Here is a 19628-nt window from a genome sequence, read left to right on the forward strand (position 1 = left end):
CGTCAGCCAACCCCGAGCCATTCGCGCATCACGTCGTCGCGCGACATAAACGACGCCAGCGCGCCGTCGAACACGATCTCGCCGTGCCCCATCACCGCGACGCGGCACGCGATGTCCCGCGCGATCACGAGCCGCTGCTCGATCAGCAACATCGCGACGCCACGCTCGCGCAGCGCGTGCAGACAGGCGGCGACCTGCTGCATCACGAGACTCGCGAGCCCTTCGCCGGGCTCGTCGATCAACAGCAGATCGGGATCTCCGAGCAGCGCCCGCGCGAGCGCGAGCATCTGTTGCTCGCCGCCCGACAGCGCGCCGGCGCGCGTGCGCTTGCGCCCGGCGAGCACGGGAAAAAGCGCGTACGCGTCGTCGAGCGTGAAGCGCGGCGCGCGGCCGCGCGCACGCGATGCGGCAGCCGGCGCAATGCCGAGCAGCAGGTTTTCATGCACGCTCAGCGCGGCGAACACGTCGCGATGCTCGGCCACATAGCCGAGCCCGAGCCGCGCGATCTCGAACGTGCGCCGACCGGCGAGCGAACGCCCCGCGAAACGCAGTTCGCCCTCGCAGCGCACGAGGCCCATGATCGCGCGCGCGAGCGTCGAGCGGCCCGAGCCGTTGCGGCCGACCAGCGCGACCACTTCGCCGGGCTCGATGCTCAGCGTGACGCCGTGCAACGCCTGGCTCGCGCCGTACCACGCATTCAGGTCGCAAATGTCGAGCAGCGCGCTCATCGGCCTGCTCCGTGGTCCGGTTCATCACCCGCCCGCGCGCCTGAGCCGACGTCGAAGCGTTCACCCAGATACGCGGCCCGTACCGCCGCGTCGGCGCGAATCGCGGCCGGCGATCCACTTGCGATGATGCGCCCTTGCACCAGCACCGAAATGCGATCGGCGATCGCGAACACCGCATCCATGTCGTGCTCGACCATCAGCAGCGTGCGGCCGGCGGTGGTGTCGCGGATCAGCTCGATCGCGCGTGCCGCTTCCGCGCGGTTCATGCCCGCCGTCGGTTCGTCGAGCAGCAGCGTGTGCGCGCCGCCCGCGAGCGCGATGCCGAGGTCGAGCGCGCGCTGCTCCGCGTAGCTGAGCGTGCCGGCCGCGACGTCGCGGCGCGCGCCGAGGCCGACCGCGTCGAGCACGTCGGCCGCGCGCGCATCGACCGCGGGCGTGCCGGTCAGACGCTGCCACCAGCGCGTGCGATCGCGCTCGGCAAGCTGCGCCGCGCAGCGCAGGTTGTCGAACACTGATAGCCGCGCGAACACGCTGGTGCTCTGAAAGCTGCGCGCGAGCCCACGGCGCGCGATCGCGGCCGGCGCGAGCCGCGTGATGTCCGCGCCGAACAGGTGGATACGCCCCGCGCTCGGCCGCGCGCCGCCCCCGATCAGGTTGAACAGCGTGGACTTGCCCGCGCCGTTCGGGCCGATCAGCGCGTGCCGCTCGCCTGGCTCGATCGCGAGATCGACGCCGCGCAGAATTTGCGTCGAGCCGAAACGCTTTTCGATGCCGTGGAGCGCGAGTGCGGGGATCATCGTGCGGCTCCGGGGAATCGTGCCGCGCGTGCGTGGGCCGTGACGCGCGCATGCGCGCGCAGCGCATGGCGCGTGGTCAGCGCAGCCAGAGCGGCGAGCGCAACGAGCGCCAGCGCAAGAGGAAGCGGCGACAGCGGCAGCGCGACGGTGACATCGGTACCCGCACCAGCGCCCGCACCTGCACCGGCGCCGAACCATGCGCCGAACAACCCACCTGAAGCCGCACCTTCGTCCGCGCCGAACTGCGCCGCATAGGCCCACTGCACCGCGAACACGATGGCCGCGAGCCACAGCAACCCCGCCGCTGCGCTCCACCAATACGCGGCGCGGCAACATCGCCAGCCGTTGGCGGCAATCCGCGCCGTCTGCCGCGAGGCAAAGCCGGCGAGCCCATCCGGCGCGGCCAGCACGACGACGACGAAGAACAGCCCGAGATAGAACAGCCACGCCCGCGTGACACTGGCGACCACCACGCTGAAAAACGTCAGCACGATCGCCCCCGCGACCGGCCCGAAGAACGCCGCCGTGCCGCCGATCACGGTCGCGATCAGCACCGCGCCCGAGCGCATCATGCCGACGCTCTCAGTCGATACGAGCTCGATATTGATCAGCCCGAGCGTGCCCGCGACGCCCGCGAAAAACGCCGACAGCACGACCACGCCATAGCGAACCCGCCGCGGATAGCAGCCGATCGCCGCCGCGCGCGCCGGGTTGTCGCGCACAGCGTTCGCGAGCCGCATGAACGGTGTGCGCGACAGCGCGAACATCGCGACACTGGCGACGACGCTCCACAGCGCGATCAGCGCATAGGCCTCGCGCGCCGGACCGAAGCTCCAGCCGCCGAAGAGTGGCCCGCTCGCGCGATCGATCGCGACGCCCGCCTCGCCGCCGAACCAGCCCGGCAGCGTCCACGCGGCCGCGACGACGAGCTCGCCGAGACCGAGCGTGATCATCGCGAATGCGGTGCCGGCTCGGCGCGTCGCGATGAAGCCGAACAGCACGCCGCACAGCGCGCCGCCGATGCCGCCGACCAACGGCAGCAGCACGAGCGGCATGCCGCCCGCGTTGAACACCCGCGCGGCGATCAACGCGCCGAGCCCCGCATAAGCGGCGTGCCCGAACGACAGCAGCCCGGTCCCGCCGAGCAGCAGGTTGTACGACAGCGCGAACACGATCATCGTCGCGCTTTGCGCGAGATAGCCGAGCAGCCAGCTGTGCGGCCAGATGAAAGGCGGTACGGCCAGAAAGGCGACGAGCGCGAGCCACGGCGCGAGCGCACGGCCGCCCCCGCGAGGCGGCACCTCGCTTTCCAGCGGGTTTGACGACCCGCTCCGCTTACGCATGATCGTCACGCCGTCCGAACAGCCCGCGCGGCCTCGTCGCCAGCACCGCGACGAGCAGCAGGTAAGGCAGCAGCGGCGCCAGTTGCGCGAGCGTCAGCGCGTCCCATTCGGGCGGCAGCACCGCGCCGGCGAGCGACACCACGTCGCCCAACGACAGATCGCTCGCGACCGCCAGCGTTTGCAGGCACCCCACCAGCAGCGACGCGACGAGCGCCCCGCTCAGCGACCCGAGCCCGCCGATCACGACCACGACGAACACGATCGAGCCGAGCGACTCCGCCATCGCCGGCTCGATGACGAACAGCGGCGCGCCGATCACGCCGGCCAGTGCGGCGAGCGCGGTGCCGGCCGCGAACACGCCGGTGAACACGCGCGGCACGTCGTGCCCGAGCGCTTCGACGGCCTGCGCATGCGTGAGCGCGGCGCGCACGATCAAGCCCGTCTTCGACACGCGCAGCATCGCGACGAGCGCCGCGAGCATCGCGAGCGACACCGCCATCATGAACGCGCGGTAGCGCGTGAAGACCGCGCCGTACAGCGAGAACAGCGGACCGTCGAGCACCGCCGGAATCCTCGCCGACAACGGACCGAGCCCCCAGCCGAGCTTGACGAGTTCGCCGAGCAGATAGGCGGCGCCGAACGTCAGCAGCAGTTCGGGCAGATGCCCGTGCCCGCGCACGCGCCGCAGCAGCCAGCGTTCGAGCGCCGCGCCGAGCAGCCCGACGAGGAGCGGCGCAACCACCAGCGCGCTCCAGAAGCCGGCGCGCGCCGCCACCGAAAAGCCGACGTACGCGCCGAGCATATAGAAGCTCGCGTGCGCGAAGTTGAGCACGCCGAGCATGCTGAAGATCAGCGTCAGCCCGGCCGACAGCATGAACAGCAACAGCCCGTAGCTCAGGCCGTTGAGCAGAGTGATGATGAACGACTGCACGCGTCTAGTCCGCCGGCCCGACGACGCACAACGGTTCGAGCGCCGCGCGCAGCTCGGCGGGCAGGTTCACGGGACGACGCGTCGCGCGATCCACGTAGACGTGCACGAAGTGCCCTTGCGCGGCGGGCTCGGCGTCGCCGTCACGAAATAGCCCCACCTCGTAGCGCACGCTCGACGTGCCGAGCCGCGCCACGCGCAAGCCCGCCTCGATGCGATCGGGAAACACGAGCGGCGCGAAGTAGTTGCACTGCGTCTCGACGACCAGCCCGATCGTCGTGCCGTGTTCGAAATCGAGTACGCGCGCGCGGACCAGATACTCGTTCACGACGGTGTCGAAATAGCTGTAGTAGACGACGTTGTTCACGTGGCCGTAGACGTCGTTGTCCATCCAGCGCGTGGTGATCGGCAGGAAGTGCGGATACGCGGCGCGGCCGGCGGGGGCGGGTTTGTTCATCGGACGTGGCGGTGGGTGGATGCGAGGATCACAGCGACTCGGTCAGCATGCGGTGATAGTCGTCGGCGCTCGCCTCGCGCGGATTCGTGCGATGACAATGGTCGACCAGCGCGCCCTGCACGACCTTGTCGAACATGCTTTCGTCGACGCCCATTTGCCCGAGGCCGGTCGGCAGTCCAAGCCGCGCCGTCATGTCGAACAGCGCCTGCGCGAGATCCGCATGCTCGGGCACCCCCATCACGCGACGCATGCGCGCATAGCGACGCTCGGCCACCACGCTCGGCGCGCGCTCGTTGAAGCGCAGCACCGCGGGCAGCACGACCGCGTTCAGCGTGCCGTGATGCAGCGACGTGCGGCCGTTCACCTTCAGGCCGCCGAGCGGATGCGACAGCGAGTGCACACAGCCGAGGCCCTTCTGGAACGCCATCCCGCCCTGCATCGACGCGCTCATCATGTTCAGGCGCGCCTCGCGATCGCGGCCGTCCGCGCACGCGCGCTCGATGTTGTGCCACGCGCGTTCGAGGCCGTCGAGCGCGATACCGTCGGCGGGCGGATTGAAGGCCGGCGCGAGGAAGGTCTCGATGCAATGCGCGATCGCGTCCATGCCGGTCGCGGCGGTCAGCCCCGGCGGCAGGCCGAGCGTGAGACCGGGATCGCACAGCGCCGATTTCGGCAGCAGATTCCACGAGTGAAAGCCGAGCTTGCGGCCGTCGTTCAGAATCACGATCGCGCCGCGCGCGACTTCGCTGCCCGTGCCGGCCGTGGTCGGAATCGCGATCAGGGGCGCGACGGCGTCGGTGATCTTCGCGCTGCCGCCTTCGATCGTCGCGTACTGCGTGAGCGGCCCCGGATGCGTGGCCGCGATCGCGACGCCCTTCGCGAGATCGATCGACGAACCGCCGCCCACCGCGATCAGCCCGTCGCAGCGCTCGTCGCGATACACCTGGGCGGCCGCGAGCACCATTTCCTCGGTCGGGTTCGACGGCGTGTCGTCGAACAGCGGCACGTCGCCGAGCTTCAGCGCGTCGAGTGCCTGCCGCGCGATGCCGGCCGCGACGACGCCCTTGTCGCTGATCACCAGAGGCCGCTCGATGCCGATGCGCGCGCACTCAGACGACAGTTGCGACAGTGCGTCGTAGCCCAGATGAATATGGGTCAGGTAGTAGATGTAGGCCATGCCGTTTTCTCCCTGAGCGTGCGCTCATTGACCGCCGATTGACGTGGATGATCGGTTCGGTGATGCGTCGATGGATGTGCCGAGTCGTGTGGTGTCGCGTGCGTTGTGGGCTGTCTCCATGTTGGCTGTGATTGCTGCGTCGTCTGTGTGCTGGCTAATGTTGCGGCTCGACGGGCCGAACGCCTCACTGCCCCGGCCGCTCGACGAATTCGAACGGCAACCCGCGTCGCCGCATCCATTCGCCGAGCGCCTGGCCGGTGCCCGCGCGCCACGGCCGGAGCTTCGCGGGCTCGACGAGCCGGTATTCGAGCAGTTCGGGCGACAGCGCGATCGTCCCATGCGCCTTCACGTGATACGCGATGATCAGCTCGTTCTTGCGGATGAATTCGTACACGCCGATCAGCTCGACCGACCCGGCGTGCAGCGACGTCTCCTCCATCACTTCGCGCGCGATGCCCTGCTCCGGCGTCTCGCCGTTTTCGAGGAAGCCGGTGATCAGCGCGAACATGCCCTCGGGCCACGCCGCATTGCGCGCGAGCAGGATCTTGCCCTCGTACTCGACGATCGCCGCGACGACCGGCAGCGGGTTATTCCAATGGACGTAGCCGCACTCGGTATCGGGACAGCTCTGACGGACGCGGCCGCCCTCGTGATCGGGGTCGGCGCGTTCGGTCAGGGGTTTCGCGCAGCGGGGACAGAATCGGTACTCGGTCATGGCGGGGGACGTCTCTTTGTTTCGTGTTTTCTGGCGGGGCGTAGTTGGGTGGCTTTGCGCGTGTGCCGAGTGGTGCATCGAGGCGCCGGTGGTAACTCGGGTTCCAGCAACCTCACGCGTCTTCCATCACGCGACGCACAGCTCACGCACGTCGGCGGCGAAACGCTCGACCGTGTCGGGCTGCGTGTCCCACGCGCACATCAGCCAGCAACCGCCCGCGCCGATGAACTCGTAGAACTTCCAGCCGCGCGCGCGCATCGCCTTCGCGGCATGCGGCGGCAACTGCGCGAACACCGCGTTCGATTCGCTCGCAAACATGATGCTCACGCCGGGGATTTCCTGCAACCGCGTCTCCAGCAGACGCGCCATCGCGTTCGCGTGACGCGCATTGCGCAGCCATACGTCGTTGTCGAGCAGGCCGAGCCACGGCGCGGAGATGAAGCGCATCTTCGATGCGAGCTGTCCCGCCTGCTTCAACCGATAGGCGAAATCGTCGGCGAGCGCGCGGTCGAAGAACACCACCGCCTCGCCGACCGGCAAGCCGTTCTTGGTGCCGCCGAAACACAGCACATCGACGCCCGCGCGCCATGTGATTTCCGACGGATGCACGTCGAGCGCGGCGACCGCGTTCGCGAAGCGCGCGCCGTCCATGTGCACCTTCAGATGACGACGCTTCGCGATCGCCGCGATGGCGCGCACTTCCTCGACGCTGTAGACGGTGCCGACCTCGGTCGACTGCGTCAGCGTGACGATCTTGGGCTTCGGATAGTGGATATCGGCGCGCCGCGTGATGATGGACTCGATCGCATCGGGCGTGAGCTTGCCGGCGATGCCCGGCGCCGTCAGCAGTTTCGAGCCGCCCGAAAAGAACTCGGGACCGCCGCATTCGTCGGTCTCGATGTGCGCGAGTTCGTGGCAAATCACCGAGTGGTACGACTGGCACAGCGACGCGAGCGCGAGCGAATTGGCCGCCGTGCCGTTGAACACGAAGAACACTTCGCAATCGGTCTGAAACAGGTCGCGCAGACGGTCGCAGACCTGATTGGTCCAGGAGTCGTCGCCGTAGGCCGGCTCGTGGCCGCTGTTGTTGGCGGCGATCAGCGCGTCGAGCGCTTCGGGACAGATGCCGGCGTAGTTGTCGGACGCGAAATGTTGCATGGTCGAGCGACGCGCCCGGCGACAGGCGCGAGGGAATGACGGAAAGCGGTCATTTTAGTGCGCTCGTGCGAGATTTGTTTTCGCGTCTTAGCTGCAACCGCAATCCGGCATGCGGCCACGGCGCGGGCCGCGCGGCACGCGCGTCACTGCGATCAGGCCCGCCGCCCCCGCCAGCAGCGCGCCCGCGGCGAGCCACAGCGCCAGCGAAAACGACCCCATGTGCGCGGCAATCGGCGCGGCCACCAACGGACCCGCGATCTGACCGATGCCATAGGCCGCCGTCGCATAACCCATCAGCCCGGCCGCGTCGTCGCCGCGCAGACGCCGCGCCTCGCGCATCGCGAATAGCGTGATCGCGGTGAACGGCAGGCCGATCAGGATGCTGCCGAGCGAGAACCCGCCCGCCGTCGGCCACACGATGCCCAGCGCGATGCCGAGCGCCTGCAGCACATACGAGCCCGCGAGCAGCGCGCGGTTGTCCCAATGCACGGGCAAACGCGCGGCGAGCAACGCGCCGACGATCAGCGCCGCACCGAACATCGGCCAGAACAGGTCCGGCCACGCCGAGCCCGGCAACGCGTGGCGCGCGATGACCGGCAAAAAGGTCGCGGTGATGATGTAGCCGAAGCCCGGGATACCGTAGAGCAGGACCAGCCAGAACGCGTCGGCGCGGTGGACGGCATGGCTCGTCTGAATGCCGGCCGTACGAGGCGGCTGGTTTGCGCCGGCGCGCGATCCGGTGGCGGGCTTTGCGGTTGCGGAGCTTACAGCGGCAGGCTTCGCTGTTCCCGCACGCCGCGCTTCGCCAAACACCGGCCACACCAGCACCGACAGCACCGCGCCGATCACCGCAAAGCCGATCCATCCGACCACCGCGCCATAGCCGCCCGCGACGCTGACCAGCAAGCCGGTGCCGACGATGCCCAAGCCCGGCCCCGTATAGATGACGCCGCTCCACGCCTGCGCGCCGAGTTCGGCGAGCCGCCGCAAGCCCCACTGCGACGCGAACACGAAGGTCCATGCGCTGACCGCGCCGGCGACGAAGCGCACCAGCGCCCACACCCAGAACTGCCCGGTGACGCCCATCGCGAGCGTCAGCAGCACGGTCGCGGCGAGTCCGACGCGCACCATCCGCGCGGGCTCGACCCGCAGCGCCGCGCAGGTCATCGCGCCGGCGAAATAGCCGGCGTAATTGAACGACGCGAGCCAGCCGCCATGCTGGATATCGATCTGCGGCTGGCCGAGCGCGGCGCCGTGCAGCATCAGCGGCAGCAGCGGCGTGAATGCGAAGCGCCCGATACCGAGCGCGACGGCCAGCGTGACCATGCAGGCGAGCGCCGCGCGCCGGGCGGCGTGCGGCTCGTGGAAGCGCGGGTGCGCGTGGGAAGCGAGATCGTTCATGATCGGACGGTCAATCGGCGATGGTGTGAATTCATACTAGCTTGACCTTTGAATCACGAAAAATGAATAATTAGAATGTTATTCATCGCCAGGAGAGAATCATGGATCTGGCCGCTCTGACCATCTTTCGCGCGGTCGTGCGCGAAAACGGCGTGACGCGCGCCGCGGCGAAGCTCAATCGCGTGCAATCGAACGTGACCACGCGCATCAAGCAGCTCGAGGAGCAGCTCGGCACCGAGCTGTTCATCCGCGACGGCCGCCGCCTCGTGCTGACGCCGGCCGGCGAGACGCTGCTGCCCTACGCGGAACGGCTGCTCGCGCTCGCCGACGAGGCGCGGCACGCGGTGCGCGAGGATCGTCCGAGCGGGCGTCTGCGTCTCGGCACGATGGAAAGCGTCGCGGCGACGCGTCTGCCGGGCCTGCTCGCGCAATATCACCAGCAATGGCCGGCCGTCGAACTGGAATTGGAGACCGGCACGACCGGCAGGCTGATCGAGCGGGTGCGCGAGTTCGAGGTCGATGCGGCGCTGGTCGCGACGCCGCTAGATCCGGCCACGCTCGGCGATCTGTTCGAGACCGTGCCGATCTTCCGCGAGGAACTCGTGATGCTGACGCCGCGCGGTCATCGGCCGATCCGCGAAGTGCGCGACATCGCGCTATCGACGCTGATCGCGTTCGAGCGGGGCTGCGCGTATCGCGCGTATATCGAGAAGTGGTATCTGGAGCACGGCACGCGGCCGCAACGGGTGCTGGAGCTCGGCTCGTATCACGCGATCGTCGCGTGCGTGGCGGCCGGCGCGGGCGTGGCGGTCGCGCCACGCTCGGTGCTCGATCTGCAGACCGACACGAGCAATATCGCGGTGCACGAATTGCCCGATATCGGCAAGATCGACACGCTGCTGGTGTGGCGACGCGGGCATTTTTCGTCGGCGCTCAATGCGCTGCGACGCACGCTGGTGGCGTCGCAGGAAGGGACGGCCGAGGTGGATGCGGTGGCGTCCGCGGATGCGAATGTGGTCTGATCGTTGAATCCGCCCCGCCGACCAGGTTCGACGCAACCCGGTCGGCTTCAGCAAAAGCGAAGGGGCCACGCAACGCACCAATCCTGCTGGCGCACCGCGTGGCCCCTTCGTCGAACCCGGCTCGACTTCGCGTCGAGCCGGACTCAACCGACCATCAGAATCAAAGCTGCCCTTCGACCCAGCTCTTGACGCCCGCGAGCGCCGCCGGCAGGTTGGCCGGCTCGGTACCGCCGGCCTGCGCCATGTCCGGACGGCCGCCGCCCTTGCCGCCCACCTGCTGGGCCACGAAGTTGACCAGTTCGCCCGCCTTGACCTTCTTGCTGGCGTCGGCGGTCACACCCGCGATCAGGCTGACCTTGCCGCCTTCCACCGAAGCGAGCACGATCGCCGCGCTCTTCAGCTTGTCCTTGAGCTTGTCGACCGTTTCGCGCAGCGTCTTCACGTCCGCGCCTTCGAGCGTCGCCGCGAGCACATGCACGCCGCCGACTTCGATCGCCTGGCCCGCGAGTTCGTCGCCCTGGCTCGACGCCATCTTCGACTTCAGCGCGCCCAGTTCCTTCTCGAGCGCCTTCACCTGGTCTTGCACCTGGCCGATGCGCTGCGTGAGTTCCGCCGGTTGTGCCTTCAGCGCGGCCGCGGCCGCGTTGACGCGCGCTTCGAGCTCCTGCACGTAGCGCACCGCGTTGTCGCCGGTGATCGCCTCGACGCGACGGATACCGGCCGCGACGCCGCCTTCCATCACGATCTTGAAGAAACCGATGTCGCCCGAGCGATTCACGTGCGTACCGCCGCACAGCTCACGCGAGAAGCCGAGGTCGAGCACGCGCACTTCGTCGCCGTACTTTTCGCCGAACAGCGCCATTGCGCCGCCCTTCACCGCCTCGTCGTACGACATCACACGCACGATGCCGGGCGCGTTCGCCAGCACTTCGGCGTTGACGATTTCCTCGACGCGGCGGATCTGCTCGTCCGTCATCGGCGCGTTGTGGGCGAAGTCGAAGCGGGTCTTGTCGGCGTCGACGAGCGAGCCCTTCTGCTGCACGTGCGAACCGAGCACTTCGCGCAACGCCTTGTGCATCAGGTGCGTGGCCGAGTGGTTGCGCGCCGTGCGGGCGCGGCGCACCGCGTCGATTTCGGCCTTGACGATGTCGCCGAGCTTCAGCGTGCCCTGCTCGAGCGTGCCGTGGTGGCCGACCACGTCGGCCTGAACCTTCAGCGTATCGACGACCGCAAAGCGCGTGCTGGCGTTGGCGAGCACGCCCTGGTCGCCGACCTGGCCGCCCGACTCCGCGTAGAACGGCGTGTGATCGAGCACGACGACCGCCTGCTGGCCGGCCTGCGCCTGCTGCACCGACGCGCCGTCCACGTACAGCGCGACGACCTTCGCGTCGTCGAAGACGATTTCTTCGTAGCCGTGGAAGGTGGTCTTCGCACCCGAGTATTCGAGGCCCTGCGCCATCTTGAACTTGCCCGCCGCGCGAGCCTGCTCGCGCTGACGCGCCATCGCGTCGTCGAACGCGGATTCGTCGACCGTCACTTCGCGCTCGCGGCAGACGTCCGCGGTCAGGTCGAGCGGGAAGCCGTAGGTGTCGTGCAGCTTGAACGCGAGTTCGCCGTCGAGCGTCTTGCCGCTGGTTTTGCCACCTGCGGCGTCGAGATCGGCCAAAGCGGCTTCGAGAATCGACATGCCGTGTTCGATCGTCTCGAAGAACCGCTCTTCTTCCTGACGCAGCACGTCGGTCACGCGCTGCTCGGCCTGCTTCAGTTCAGGGTAAGCGTCGCCCATCTGCGCGACCAGGTCGGCGACGAGGCGATGGAAGAACGAACCCTTCTTGCCGAGCTTGTAGCCGTGGCGGATCGCGCGGCGCACGATACGGCGCAGCACGTAGCCGCGGCCCTCGTTGCCCGGAATCACGCCGTCGACGATCAGGAACGAGCACGCGCGGATGTGATCGGCGATCACCTTCAGCGAGTTGTTGCCCAGATCGGTCACGCCGGTTTCGCGGCCAGCGGCTTGAATAAGCGCCTGGAACAGGTCGATCTCGTAGTTGCTGTGCACGTGCTGCAGCACCGCGGCGATGCGCTCGAGGCCCATGCCGGTGTCCACGCATTGCTTCGGCAGCGGCGTCATGTTGCCCTGCGCGTCGCGGTTGAACTGCATGAACACGAGGTTCCAGATTTCGATGTAGCGGTCGCCGTCTTCCTCGGGCGATCCCGGCGGCCCGCCCCACACGTCCGGGCCGTGGTCGTAGAAGATTTCCGAGCACGGGCCGCACGGGCCGGTGTCGGCCATCTGCCAGAAGTTGTCCGATGCGTAGCGCGCGCCCTTGTTGTCGCCGATGCGGACGATGCGCTCGACCGGCACGCCCACTTCCTTCGCCCAGATGTCGTGCGCTTCGTCGTCTTCCTGGTAGACGGTGACCCAGAGCTTGTCTTTGGGCAGCTGGTAGACGCCGGTCAGCAGCTCCCACGCGTAGTGGATCGCGTCGCGCTTGAAGTAGTCGCCGAACGAGAAGTTGCCGAGCATCTCGAAGAACGTGTGGTGACGCGCGGTGTAGCCGACGTTCTCGAGGTCGTTGTGCTTGCCGCCGGCGCGCACGCTGCGCTGCGCTGTCGTGGCCCGCGAATACGGACGCGATTCCGCGCCGAGGAACACATCTTTGAACTGCACCATCCCCGAATTGGTGAAGAGCAGTGTCGGGTCGTTGCCGGGCACGAGGCTCGACGAACGGACGATCGTATGGCCCTTCGATTCGAAGAACTTGAGGAATTTCTCGCGGATTTCAGCGGCTTTCATAGCGGGCGGGGGACGGTCCTGACGGTTCCTGACGGAGACTGGCGGTCGGTGGGATGCGCCAACTGTCGGTTTCTTTAAACGACTGATTATACGGGATCGGCAAGCGCGCGCGGCGCTGCGCGCCGCCTGGTTGGCGCTCGCGTGTCCGATCGTCCGATCCGCGCCATGACGTTCGGCTGACTGCGCCCGCGAGCGCGAATCGCTTAAGATGACTTCCGCGAAACTACGCGCGAAATAACGCATGGCAGCTCGCCGCGCGGCCTGCAACCATCAGGAGACATTCAGGAACATGGGCGCTCTCAGTCACATCCGCGTGCTGGATCTCACCCGCGTGCTCGCGGGTCCGTGGTGCACGCAGACGCTCGCCGATTTCGGCGCCGACGTCATCAAGATCGAACGCCCCGAGGTCGGCGACGACACGCGCCACTGGGGGCCTCCCTATCTGAAAACGCCGGACGGCGCGGACACGCGCGAGGCCGCCTACTATCTCGCGGCGAACCGCAACAAGCGCTCGGTCACGCTCGACATCGCGTCGCCCGAGGGTCAGCGGATCGTGCGCGAACTGGCCGCGCAAAGCGACGTCGTGCTCGAGAACTACAAGGTCGGCCAGTTGAAGAAGTACGGCCTCGACTATGACTCGCTCAAAGAGGTCAAGCCCGACCTGATCTACTGCTCGGTCACGGGCTTCGGGCAGACCGGCCCGTATGCGCAACGCGCCGGTTACGACTTCATCGTGCAGGGGATCGGCGGCTTCATGAGCATCACCGGCGAGCGTGACGCTCAGCCGGGCGGCGGCCCGCAGAAGGCCGGCGTCGCGATCGCCGACCTGATGACCGGCATGTACTCGACGATCGCGGTGCTGACCGCGCTCACGCACCGCGACCGCACCGGCGTTGGCCAATACATCGACATGGCGCTGCTCGACGTGCAGGTCGCGATGCTCGCCAACATGAACTCGAACTACCTCGCGAGCGGCCAGCCGCCGGCGCGCTGGGGCAATGCGCATCCGAACATCGTGCCCTACCAGACCTTCCAGACCAGCGATGGCTGGATCATCGTCGCGGTCGGCAACGACGGACAGTTCCGCAAGTTCGTCGAAGTGGGCGGCCGCCCGGAACTCGCCGACGACGAGCGTTTCGCAACCAACCCCGCGCGCGTGCGCAACCGCGAACTGCTCGTGCCGATGCTCGCGGACATGGTCCGCCTGCAGGGCAAGCAGCAATGGATCGCGGCGCTCGAAGCGGCCGGCGTGCCGTGCGGGCCGATCAACAACCTCGACGAAGTGTTCGACAACGAGCAGGTGGTCGCGCGCGGTCTGCAGGTCGATCTGCCGCATCCGTCGGGCGGCACGGTCAAGCTGGTGCGCAACCCGATCACCATGACCGGCACGCCGCCGCAGGCGCTGAGCCATCCGCCGCTGCTCGGCGAGCATACCGAGCGGGTGCTGAGCGACGTGCTCGGATACGACGCGCAGACGATTGCCGAGTTGAAGCGCAAAGCGGTGATCTGATCGAGAAGGCGGCGAGACTCAGCGCATCGCCGTTAGCGAAGCCAGCCAGCCGCGCCCCTCGTCCCAATCGTCGAGACCGCTGTCGGCGTTGATGTGGCCGCGCGCGCCGATCCCGATCCAGCGGCTGCCCCACGCGTTCGCGCAGGTTTGTGAAAACGGCACGCCGCCATAAGGATCGTCGCTGCTCGCCACCACGATCGTCGCAAACGGCAGGCGGGTGAGCGGCACCGGCGCAAAGCCGCCCGCGTCCCTCGGGAAGTGCGCTTCGTCCGGATCGGGCACGGCGACCAGCAGCGCGCCGGCCACCTTCGCGAGCTGCGCCGCGCTTGCGTACTGCGAGGCCCAGAACGCCGTGGTCAGACAGCCGAGGCTGTGAGCGGCGAACACGACCGGCGCGTCCACGGCGTCAAGCGCGGCGGCCAGCGTGCGGCACCAGGCGTCGCGCGAAGGGTGGTCCCAGTCCGGCATCTGCACGCGGACGACCGCGGGATCGAGCGCTTCCCAGCGCGTTTGCCAGTGGCCTGGGCCGGAGTCCAGATAGCCCGGCAGTACGAGTGTGGTTGGTTGGTGTTCGCTCATCGTGCTTCCCCGTGTTCGGCTTATCGCCCGCTCGCGGGATAGCGCGGCGGGCCGTCTACCGTATCACGCGTGCCACGCCGCCACCACGGGGATCGCTCGCGGGCTCGGGTGTCGTGCCGTCCACGCGGATCATCTGCACGTCGCCGTTGAACGACTGCTGCTCGACCGTAAAGCCGAGCGCCTTCAATTGCGTGGCGAGCTCATCCGGCGCAGGACGGTACGGCTCGAAGTAGATCGTCTTTGGCGGCAGCAGTTGATGATGGAAACGCATCGCGGCGAGCGCGTCCGTCGGTGACATGTCGAAGTCGTACAGATTCGTCATCACCTGGAAGATCGTCGTCAGGATGCGAGAGCCGCCGGGCGTGCCGATCGCTAGCGCGATCTTGCCGTCCTTCAGCAGCAGCGTGGGCGTCATCGACGAAATCGGGCGGCGGCCCGGCGCGATCGCATCCGGCTCGGCATCGGCGGCGCCGGGTGTCGACGCCGCGCCCGTCGCGCCAGCGACGGCTGGCTTGATCACGAAATCGTCCATCGCATCGTTCAGCAGGAACCCGCCGCCGTCCACCACGACGCCCGAGCCGAAATCGCCGTTCAGCGTGTAGGTGTTCGACACCGCGTTGCCCCATTTGTCGACCACCGAGAAATGCGTGGTTTGCGCCTTCTCCGTCGCCGCGCCGCCGTCGACACCGGGTTTCACCGTCGCGCCGGCCGGCGCTTCGTCGGCTTTGACTTCGGCCGCGCGCTGCGCGAGGTAGGCGTCGTCGATCAGCTTCGCGACCGGCACCGGCGATGCGTCCGGGTCGCCGATATGGCGCTGCCGGTCCGCGAACACGCGATCCTCGATCTGCGCGATCAGATGGATGTACGGCGCTGAATTCAACGCAAGGCCGTCGAACGCCGGCTGCAGATCGGCCCGCATCTTCAGCATCTGGATCAGCCCGAGGCCGCCCGAGCTCGGCGGCGGCGCGGTGATCACGCGGTAGCCGTGCCAGTCGGCCGCGAGCGGCTCGCGCCACAGAGCCTTGTACTGGCTCAGATCCTGGCTCGTGATCAGGCCGTGGCCGTACATCTGCGCGGCGATCATTTGAGCGGTGCGGCCCTCGTAAAACTCGCGGCCGCCGTCGCTCGCGATCCGCCCCAGCGTCTGCGCGAGTTCCGGTTGGCGCAGCATCGCGCCCGCCTTCAGGTTCGCGAAGTAGGCGTCGAAATTGGTTTTGCCGGCGAAGCTCTTCGCGGCCGCGTCGCGTCGCTGCTGCAGCCGCGGGTCGACCTGGAAGCCGTCGGTCGCGTAATGGATCGCGGGCGCGAGCACCTGCTTCCATTTGAGCTTGCCGAAGCGCCGCTGCGCTTCCCACATGCCATCGACCGTGCCCGGCACGGCCGCCGCGCGATGCCCGACCGTGCTGATGCCCGGCGCCACGTTGCCCTTGTCGTCGAGGTACATGTCGCGGGTCGCCTGCTGCGGCGCGCGCTCGCGATAGTCGAGAAAATACGGCTTGCCGTCGACCAGCAGCGTCATGAAACCGCCGCCGCCGAGGTTGCCCGCATCGGGCCGCGTGACGGCGAGCGTGAAGGCCATCGCGACCGCGGCATCGACCGCGTTGCCGCCTGCGGCGAAGATCTGCTGCGCGGTGTCAGCGCTGTAGCTATCCGGCGCGGCGACGGCCGACGCATCGAGCGCCGGCTTCGGCGCCGGTGTTTTCGCGGCGGCGGACAGCGGCGCGGCCACGTTCACGGCAAGCGCGGCAAACCAGGCCGAAGCGAGCACACGACGGTTACGGCAAGAAAATCGGGCGCTAGCCAAAGCGCGGGCAAAGGGCGCGCGAAACGCGCCGTGCGTCGGGACAGACATCCGATAAAACTCCGGCAACGAGGCGAGCATGGCGCACGAGCAGCAGAGCCTCGTGCAGGAAGATGAAGGACAGCGTGGACGGCTCGGGCAAGCCCGCCCCGCGCGAAGGCCCAGCACAGGCGCGCGGGCCGCGCGCAGCAGCGCATCCTAAGTCGGCGCGTCGCGCGTCGCCAACCCGTTTTACCTCCTGTTACAGCCCCGCGCGCCGGCTTCCCTGACTCCGGCAGCCGCGCCAAACCCACTGCGCCGTTGGCTGCGCGCCGCAACCACCTGCCGCGAACGGGCTCGTCAGGTAGAATTGACGGCTACACGGGCGCATTGCGCGCCCCCACGGACTCTCATCTTCTCGCATGAATACCGAACGCAACGACGCGCCCGCGACATCCAATTTCATCCGCAACATCATCGACGACGACAACCGCACCGGCAAATGGAGCCAGCGCGTCGAAACGCGCTTCCCGCCGGAGCCGAACGGCTATCTGCACATCGGTCACGCCAAGAGCATCTGCCTGAACTTCGGCGTCGCGCGCAGCTACGGCGGCGTGTGCCATCTGCGCTTCGACGACACCAATCCGGAGAAGGAAAGCGTCGAGTACGTCGAGTCGATCATCGACTCGGTGCGCTGGCTCGGCTTCGAATGGGAAAAGGACCGCACCGAGCATCTGTACTTCGCGAGCGACTACTACGACAAGCTGTACGAGTTCGCGGAGCTGCTGATCCAGCGCGGCAAGGCATACGTGGATAGCCAGTCGGCCGAGGAAATCCGCGCGAACCGCGGCTCGGCCACCGAAGTCGGCACGCCGTCGCGCTTCCGCGAGCGTTCGGTCGCGGAAAACCTCGACCTGTTCCGCCGCATGAAGGCGGGCGAGTTCAAGGAAGGCGAGCACGTGCTGCGCGCGAAGATCGACATGTCGTCGCCGAACTTCAACATGCGCGACCCGGTCATCTACCGCATCCGTTTCGCGCATCACTACCGTACCGGCGACACCTGGTGCGTGTACCCGATGTACGACTACACGCACTGCATCTCGGACGCGCTCGAAAACATCACGCATTCGCTGTGCACGCTCGAATTCGAAGACCATCGGCCGCTGTACGACTGGATCCTGAACGAACTCGCCGAGGCCGGTGTCTTCGGGCGTCCGCTGCCGCAGCAAATCGAGTTTTCGCGCCTGAACCTGACCTATGCGATCACCAGCAAGCGCAAGCTGCTGCAACTCGTCAACGAAGGCCATGTGGAAGGCTGGGACGACCCACGCATGCCGACCATCGTCGGCCTGCGCCGACGTGGCTTCACGCCCGAGTCGATCCAGCTGTTCTGCGAGCGCATCGGCGTGACCAAGGTCGACTCGTGGATCGACATGAGCGTGTTCGAAGGCGCGCTGCGCGACGATCTCGACGAGAAGGCGCCGCGCATCGCCGCCGTGCTCGATCCGGTCAAGCTGATCATCGACAACTTCCCCGAACGCCTCACCGAGCCGTGCCACGCACCGGTGCATCCGCATCATCCGGAACAGGGCATGCGCGAGTTTCCGATTTCGCGCGAGCTGTGGATCGAGCGCGAGGACTTCGCGGAGACGCCGCCGAAGGGCTACTTCCGCCTGTTCCCGGGCAACAAGGTGCGGCTGCGTTACGGCTACGTGATCGAATGCACGCACGCGGACAAGGACGAGAACGGCAATATCGTCGCGGTGCACTGCAACTACTTCCCGGACAGCAAATCGGGCACCGAAGGCGCGAACAATTACAAGGTCAAGGGCAACATCCAATGGGTCAGCGCGGCGGCCGCGTGCCCGGCCGAAGTGCGCATCTACGACCGGCTGTTCAAGGAACCGCAACCGGACGCCGGCGGCCGCGACTTCCTCGAAGCGCTGAATCCGGACTCGAAACGCGTGGTCCAGGCCTACCTCGAAACCGGCGCGCGCCATGCGCTGCCGGAGCAGCGCTACCAGTTCGAGCGCCACGGCTACTTCGTCGCCGACCGCGTCGATTCGAAGCCGGGTAAGCCCGTATTCAACCGCATCGTCAGTCTGCGCGACAGTTGGGGCAAGCCGGCCTGAGCCCGCGCCAGCGAGGGCCCGGCGTTGCGGGACCATCCGGGTTGCCGGATGTTTCGATCGACACTCACTGCGCGCTCGCCTGAGCGCGCCGTTCCGGGAGGTCCGATGAAGGTTGCAGACCGCCACGGGGAAGGGTCTGAAGGTAGGGTTCGCGTCGCACGGAGCGCGTGCGGCTCACGCTTCCCGCGTCTGCTGCGCGGCATGCACAGCGTGCTGCTTGCGCTGGCCGCCTGCGGCGCGCTCGCGTTCGCCGGCCCCGCCCGCGCGGATGAACTGACCGGCACGCTGAGAAAGATCCACGACGACGGCGTCGTCGTGCTCGGCGTGCGAGAGGCGTCGATCCCGTTCTCGTACTTCGACGGCAAGCGCACGGTCGGCTACTCGCAGGCGATCGCGATGCAGATCGTCGATGAAATCAGGAAAACGCTCGGCATGGCGCAACTGCGGGTTCACGAAGTCACGGTCACGTCGTCGAACCGCATGCCGATGCTGCTGAACAACCAGATCGATCTCGAATGCGGCTCGACCACACACACGGTCGAGCGCGAAAACGTCGCCGCGTTTTCAGACAGCTTTTTCCAGTACGCGGTGCGCATGATCACGCGCAGGAACAGCGGCATCACCGATTTCCCCGATCTGGCCGGCAAGCCGGTCGTGACGACCGCGGGCACGTCCGACGAGCGCCTGCTGCGCAGCCTCAACACCGACAAGCAGCTGAACATGCGCGTCATGAGCGTGCGCGACCATCAGGACGCCTTCAACGCGATGAAGGACGGTCACGCGGTGGCGTTCGTGATGGACGAGCCGATCGTCTACGGTTTCAAGGCGACCGACCCGCATCCCGACGATTTCATCGTGACGGGCACACCGCTTGGCTACGAGGTTTATGCGTGCATGTTCCGCAAGGGCGACGAGCCGTTCCGCGCGCTCGTGAATCGCGTGATCGTGCGCTCGCAGACGTCCGGCGACGCCGAGCGTCTGTATCGGCAGTGGTTCACGCAGCCGATTCCGCCGCATGGCATCAACGTCAATTTCCCGCTGTCGGAGCAGAACCGCGCGTTGTTCGCGCATCCGAACGACCACGCGCTCGATTGAAGGCGGCGT

The 19628-nt window shown here is 67.6% G+C and carries 16 protein-coding genes; 4 read left to right on the forward strand and 12 right to left on the reverse strand.

What is annotated here, in order from left to right; translation table 11 throughout:
- Positions 1-2: 2 nt before the first annotated feature.
- The 9 genes from OKW37_RS17585 to OKW37_RS17625 form a co-directional block, all read right to left on the reverse strand.
- Positions 3-728: an ABC transporter ATP-binding protein gene (locus OKW37_RS17585; protein WP_090801053.1), complete on the reverse strand. Its 726-nt coding sequence runs from the start codon at positions 726-728 to the stop codon at positions 3-5.
- Positions 725-1525 (reverse strand): ABC transporter ATP-binding protein, encoded by an 801-nt coding sequence (locus OKW37_RS17590; RefSeq protein ID WP_429404996.1) that lies wholly within the window; start codon positions 1523-1525, stop codon positions 725-727. Before OKW37_RS17590 ends, OKW37_RS17585 begins: the two co-directional genes overlap by 4 nt.
- The gene (locus OKW37_RS17595; protein ID WP_429404994.1) at positions 1522-2868 is read right to left on the reverse strand and encodes a branched-chain amino acid ABC transporter permease; all 1347 of its coding nucleotides are present in this window, start codon (positions 2866-2868) and stop codon (positions 1522-1524) included. Before OKW37_RS17595 ends, OKW37_RS17590 begins: the two co-directional genes overlap by 4 nt.
- Complete coding sequence (locus OKW37_RS17600) at positions 2861-3799, reverse strand: branched-chain amino acid ABC transporter permease (protein ID WP_429404992.1); 939 nt, start codon at positions 3797-3799, stop codon at positions 2861-2863. The genes OKW37_RS17595 and OKW37_RS17600 overlap by 8 nt, the downstream gene beginning before the upstream one ends.
- Positions 3800-3803: 4 nt before the next feature.
- Positions 3804-4253, reverse strand: coding sequence for an acyl-CoA thioesterase (locus OKW37_RS17605; RefSeq protein ID WP_187610865.1), 450 nt, complete (start codon positions 4251-4253; stop codon positions 3804-3806).
- A gap of 28 nt (positions 4254-4281) precedes the next feature.
- Positions 4282-5430 carry an iron-containing alcohol dehydrogenase gene (locus tag OKW37_RS17610; RefSeq protein WP_429404990.1) on the reverse strand — a complete coding sequence of 383 codons (1149 nt, stop codon included), beginning with the start codon at positions 5428-5430 and terminating at the stop codon, positions 4282-4284.
- A gap of 184 nt (positions 5431-5614) precedes the next feature.
- Entirely contained in the window at positions 5615-6145 is a 531-nt protein-coding gene (locus tag OKW37_RS17615) for an NUDIX domain-containing protein (protein ID WP_090801064.1), read from the reverse strand.
- 126 nt (positions 6146-6271) lie between these two features.
- Positions 6272-7303 carry a threonine aldolase family protein gene (locus OKW37_RS17620; protein ID WP_429404988.1) on the reverse strand — a complete coding sequence of 344 codons (1032 nt, stop codon included), beginning with the start codon at positions 7301-7303 and terminating at the stop codon, positions 6272-6274.
- 87 nt (positions 7304-7390) lie between these two features.
- Positions 7391-8704 (reverse strand): YbfB/YjiJ family MFS transporter, encoded by a 1314-nt coding sequence (locus OKW37_RS17625; protein WP_184061465.1) that lies wholly within the window; start codon positions 8702-8704, stop codon positions 7391-7393.
- 101 nt (positions 8705-8805) lie between these two features.
- Here OKW37_RS17625 and OKW37_RS17630 point away from each other — a divergent pair, with 101 nt between their 5' ends.
- Complete coding sequence (locus tag OKW37_RS17630; protein ID WP_429355874.1) at positions 8806-9726, forward strand: LysR family transcriptional regulator; 921 nt, start codon at positions 8806-8808, stop codon at positions 9724-9726.
- A 160-nt stretch (positions 9727-9886) separates the two neighbouring features.
- Here OKW37_RS17630 and alaS read toward each other — a convergent pair whose 3' ends face one another.
- Positions 9887-12523: an alanine--tRNA ligase gene (gene alaS / locus OKW37_RS17635; RefSeq protein WP_429404986.1), complete on the reverse strand. Its 2637-nt coding sequence runs from the start codon at positions 12521-12523 to the stop codon at positions 9887-9889.
- A gap of 289 nt (positions 12524-12812) precedes the next feature.
- On the opposite strand from alaS, the gene OKW37_RS17640 reads away from it, so the two are divergent.
- Positions 12813-14033 carry a CaiB/BaiF CoA transferase family protein gene (locus OKW37_RS17640; protein WP_429404984.1) on the forward strand — a complete coding sequence of 407 codons (1221 nt, stop codon included), beginning with the start codon at positions 12813-12815 and terminating at the stop codon, positions 14031-14033.
- Positions 14034-14051: 18 nt separating this feature from the next.
- Here OKW37_RS17640 and OKW37_RS17645 read toward each other — a convergent pair whose 3' ends face one another.
- Together OKW37_RS17645 and ggt are read right to left on the reverse strand one after the other, a co-directional pair.
- Entirely contained in the window at positions 14052-14612 is a 561-nt protein-coding gene (locus OKW37_RS17645) for an RBBP9/YdeN family alpha/beta hydrolase (RefSeq protein WP_184061461.1), read from the reverse strand.
- Positions 14613-14667: 55 nt separating this feature from the next.
- Positions 14668-16464: a gamma-glutamyltransferase gene (ggt, locus tag OKW37_RS17650; RefSeq protein ID WP_429404981.1), complete on the reverse strand. Its 1797-nt coding sequence runs from the start codon at positions 16462-16464 to the stop codon at positions 14668-14670.
- A gap of 350 nt (positions 16465-16814) precedes the next feature.
- Between ggt and OKW37_RS17655 the strand changes: the two genes are divergently transcribed.
- Together OKW37_RS17655 and OKW37_RS17660 are read left to right on the forward strand one after the other, a co-directional pair.
- Positions 16815-18524: a glutamine--tRNA ligase/YqeY domain fusion protein gene (locus OKW37_RS17655; RefSeq protein WP_429404979.1), complete on the forward strand. Its 1710-nt coding sequence runs from the start codon at positions 16815-16817 to the stop codon at positions 18522-18524.
- Between the two features lie 105 nt (positions 18525-18629).
- A complete protein-coding gene (locus OKW37_RS17660; RefSeq protein WP_429404977.1) occupies positions 18630-19619 on the forward strand; it encodes a transporter substrate-binding domain-containing protein in 990 nt (329 codons plus the stop codon).
- Positions 19620-19628 lie beyond the last annotated feature (9 nt).

The sequence above is a fragment of the Paraburkholderia sp. MM5482-R2 genome (assembly GCF_050436125.1).
Taxonomy (GTDB): domain Bacteria; phylum Pseudomonadota; class Gammaproteobacteria; order Burkholderiales; family Burkholderiaceae; genus Paraburkholderia; species Paraburkholderia tuberum.

Coding starts and splice junctions, on each gene's coding strand:
- OKW37_RS17615 (WP_090801064.1), bottom strand. CDS start 6,145: ATGACCGAGTACCGATTCTGTCCCCGCTGCGCGAAACCCCTGACCGAA.
- OKW37_RS17630 (WP_429355874.1), top strand. CDS start 8,806: ATGGATCTGGCCGCTCTGACCATCTTTCGCGCGGTCGTGCGCGAAAAC.
- OKW37_RS17585 (WP_090801053.1), bottom strand. CDS start 728: ATGAGCGCGCTGCTCGACATTTGCGACCTGAATGCGTGGTACGGCGCG.
- OKW37_RS17590 (WP_429404996.1), bottom strand. CDS start 1,525: ATGATCCCCGCACTCGCGCTCCACGGCATCGAAAAGCGTTTCGGCTCG.
- OKW37_RS17645 (WP_184061461.1), bottom strand. CDS start 14,612: ATGAGCGAACACCAACCAACCACACTCGTACTGCCGGGCTATCTGGAC.
- alaS (WP_429404986.1), bottom strand. CDS start 12,523: ATGAAAGCCGCTGAAATCCGCGAGAAATTCCTCAAGTTCTTCGAATCG.
- OKW37_RS17625 (WP_184061465.1), bottom strand. CDS start 8,704: ATGAACGATCTCGCTTCCCACGCGCACCCGCGCTTCCACGAGCCGCAC.
- OKW37_RS17595 (WP_429404994.1), bottom strand. CDS start 2,868: ATGCGTAAGCGGAGCGGGTCGTCAAACCCGCTGGAAAGCGAGGTGCCG.
- OKW37_RS17620 (WP_429404988.1), bottom strand. CDS start 7,303: ATGCAACATTTCGCGTCCGACAACTACGCCGGCATCTGTCCCGAAGCG.
- ggt (WP_429404981.1), bottom strand. CDS start 16,464: ATGTCTGTCCCGACGCACGGCGCGTTTCGCGCGCCCTTTGCCCGCGCT.
- OKW37_RS17605 (WP_187610865.1), bottom strand. CDS start 4,253: ATGAACAAACCCGCCCCCGCCGGCCGCGCCGCGTATCCGCACTTCCTG.
- OKW37_RS17660 (WP_429404977.1), top strand. CDS start 18,630: ATGAAGGTTGCAGACCGCCACGGGGAAGGGTCTGAAGGTAGGGTTCGC.
- OKW37_RS17655 (WP_429404979.1), top strand. CDS start 16,815: ATGAATACCGAACGCAACGACGCGCCCGCGACATCCAATTTCATCCGC.
- OKW37_RS17640 (WP_429404984.1), top strand. CDS start 12,813: ATGGGCGCTCTCAGTCACATCCGCGTGCTGGATCTCACCCGCGTGCTC.
- OKW37_RS17610 (WP_429404990.1), bottom strand. CDS start 5,430: ATGGCCTACATCTACTACCTGACCCATATTCATCTGGGCTACGACGCA.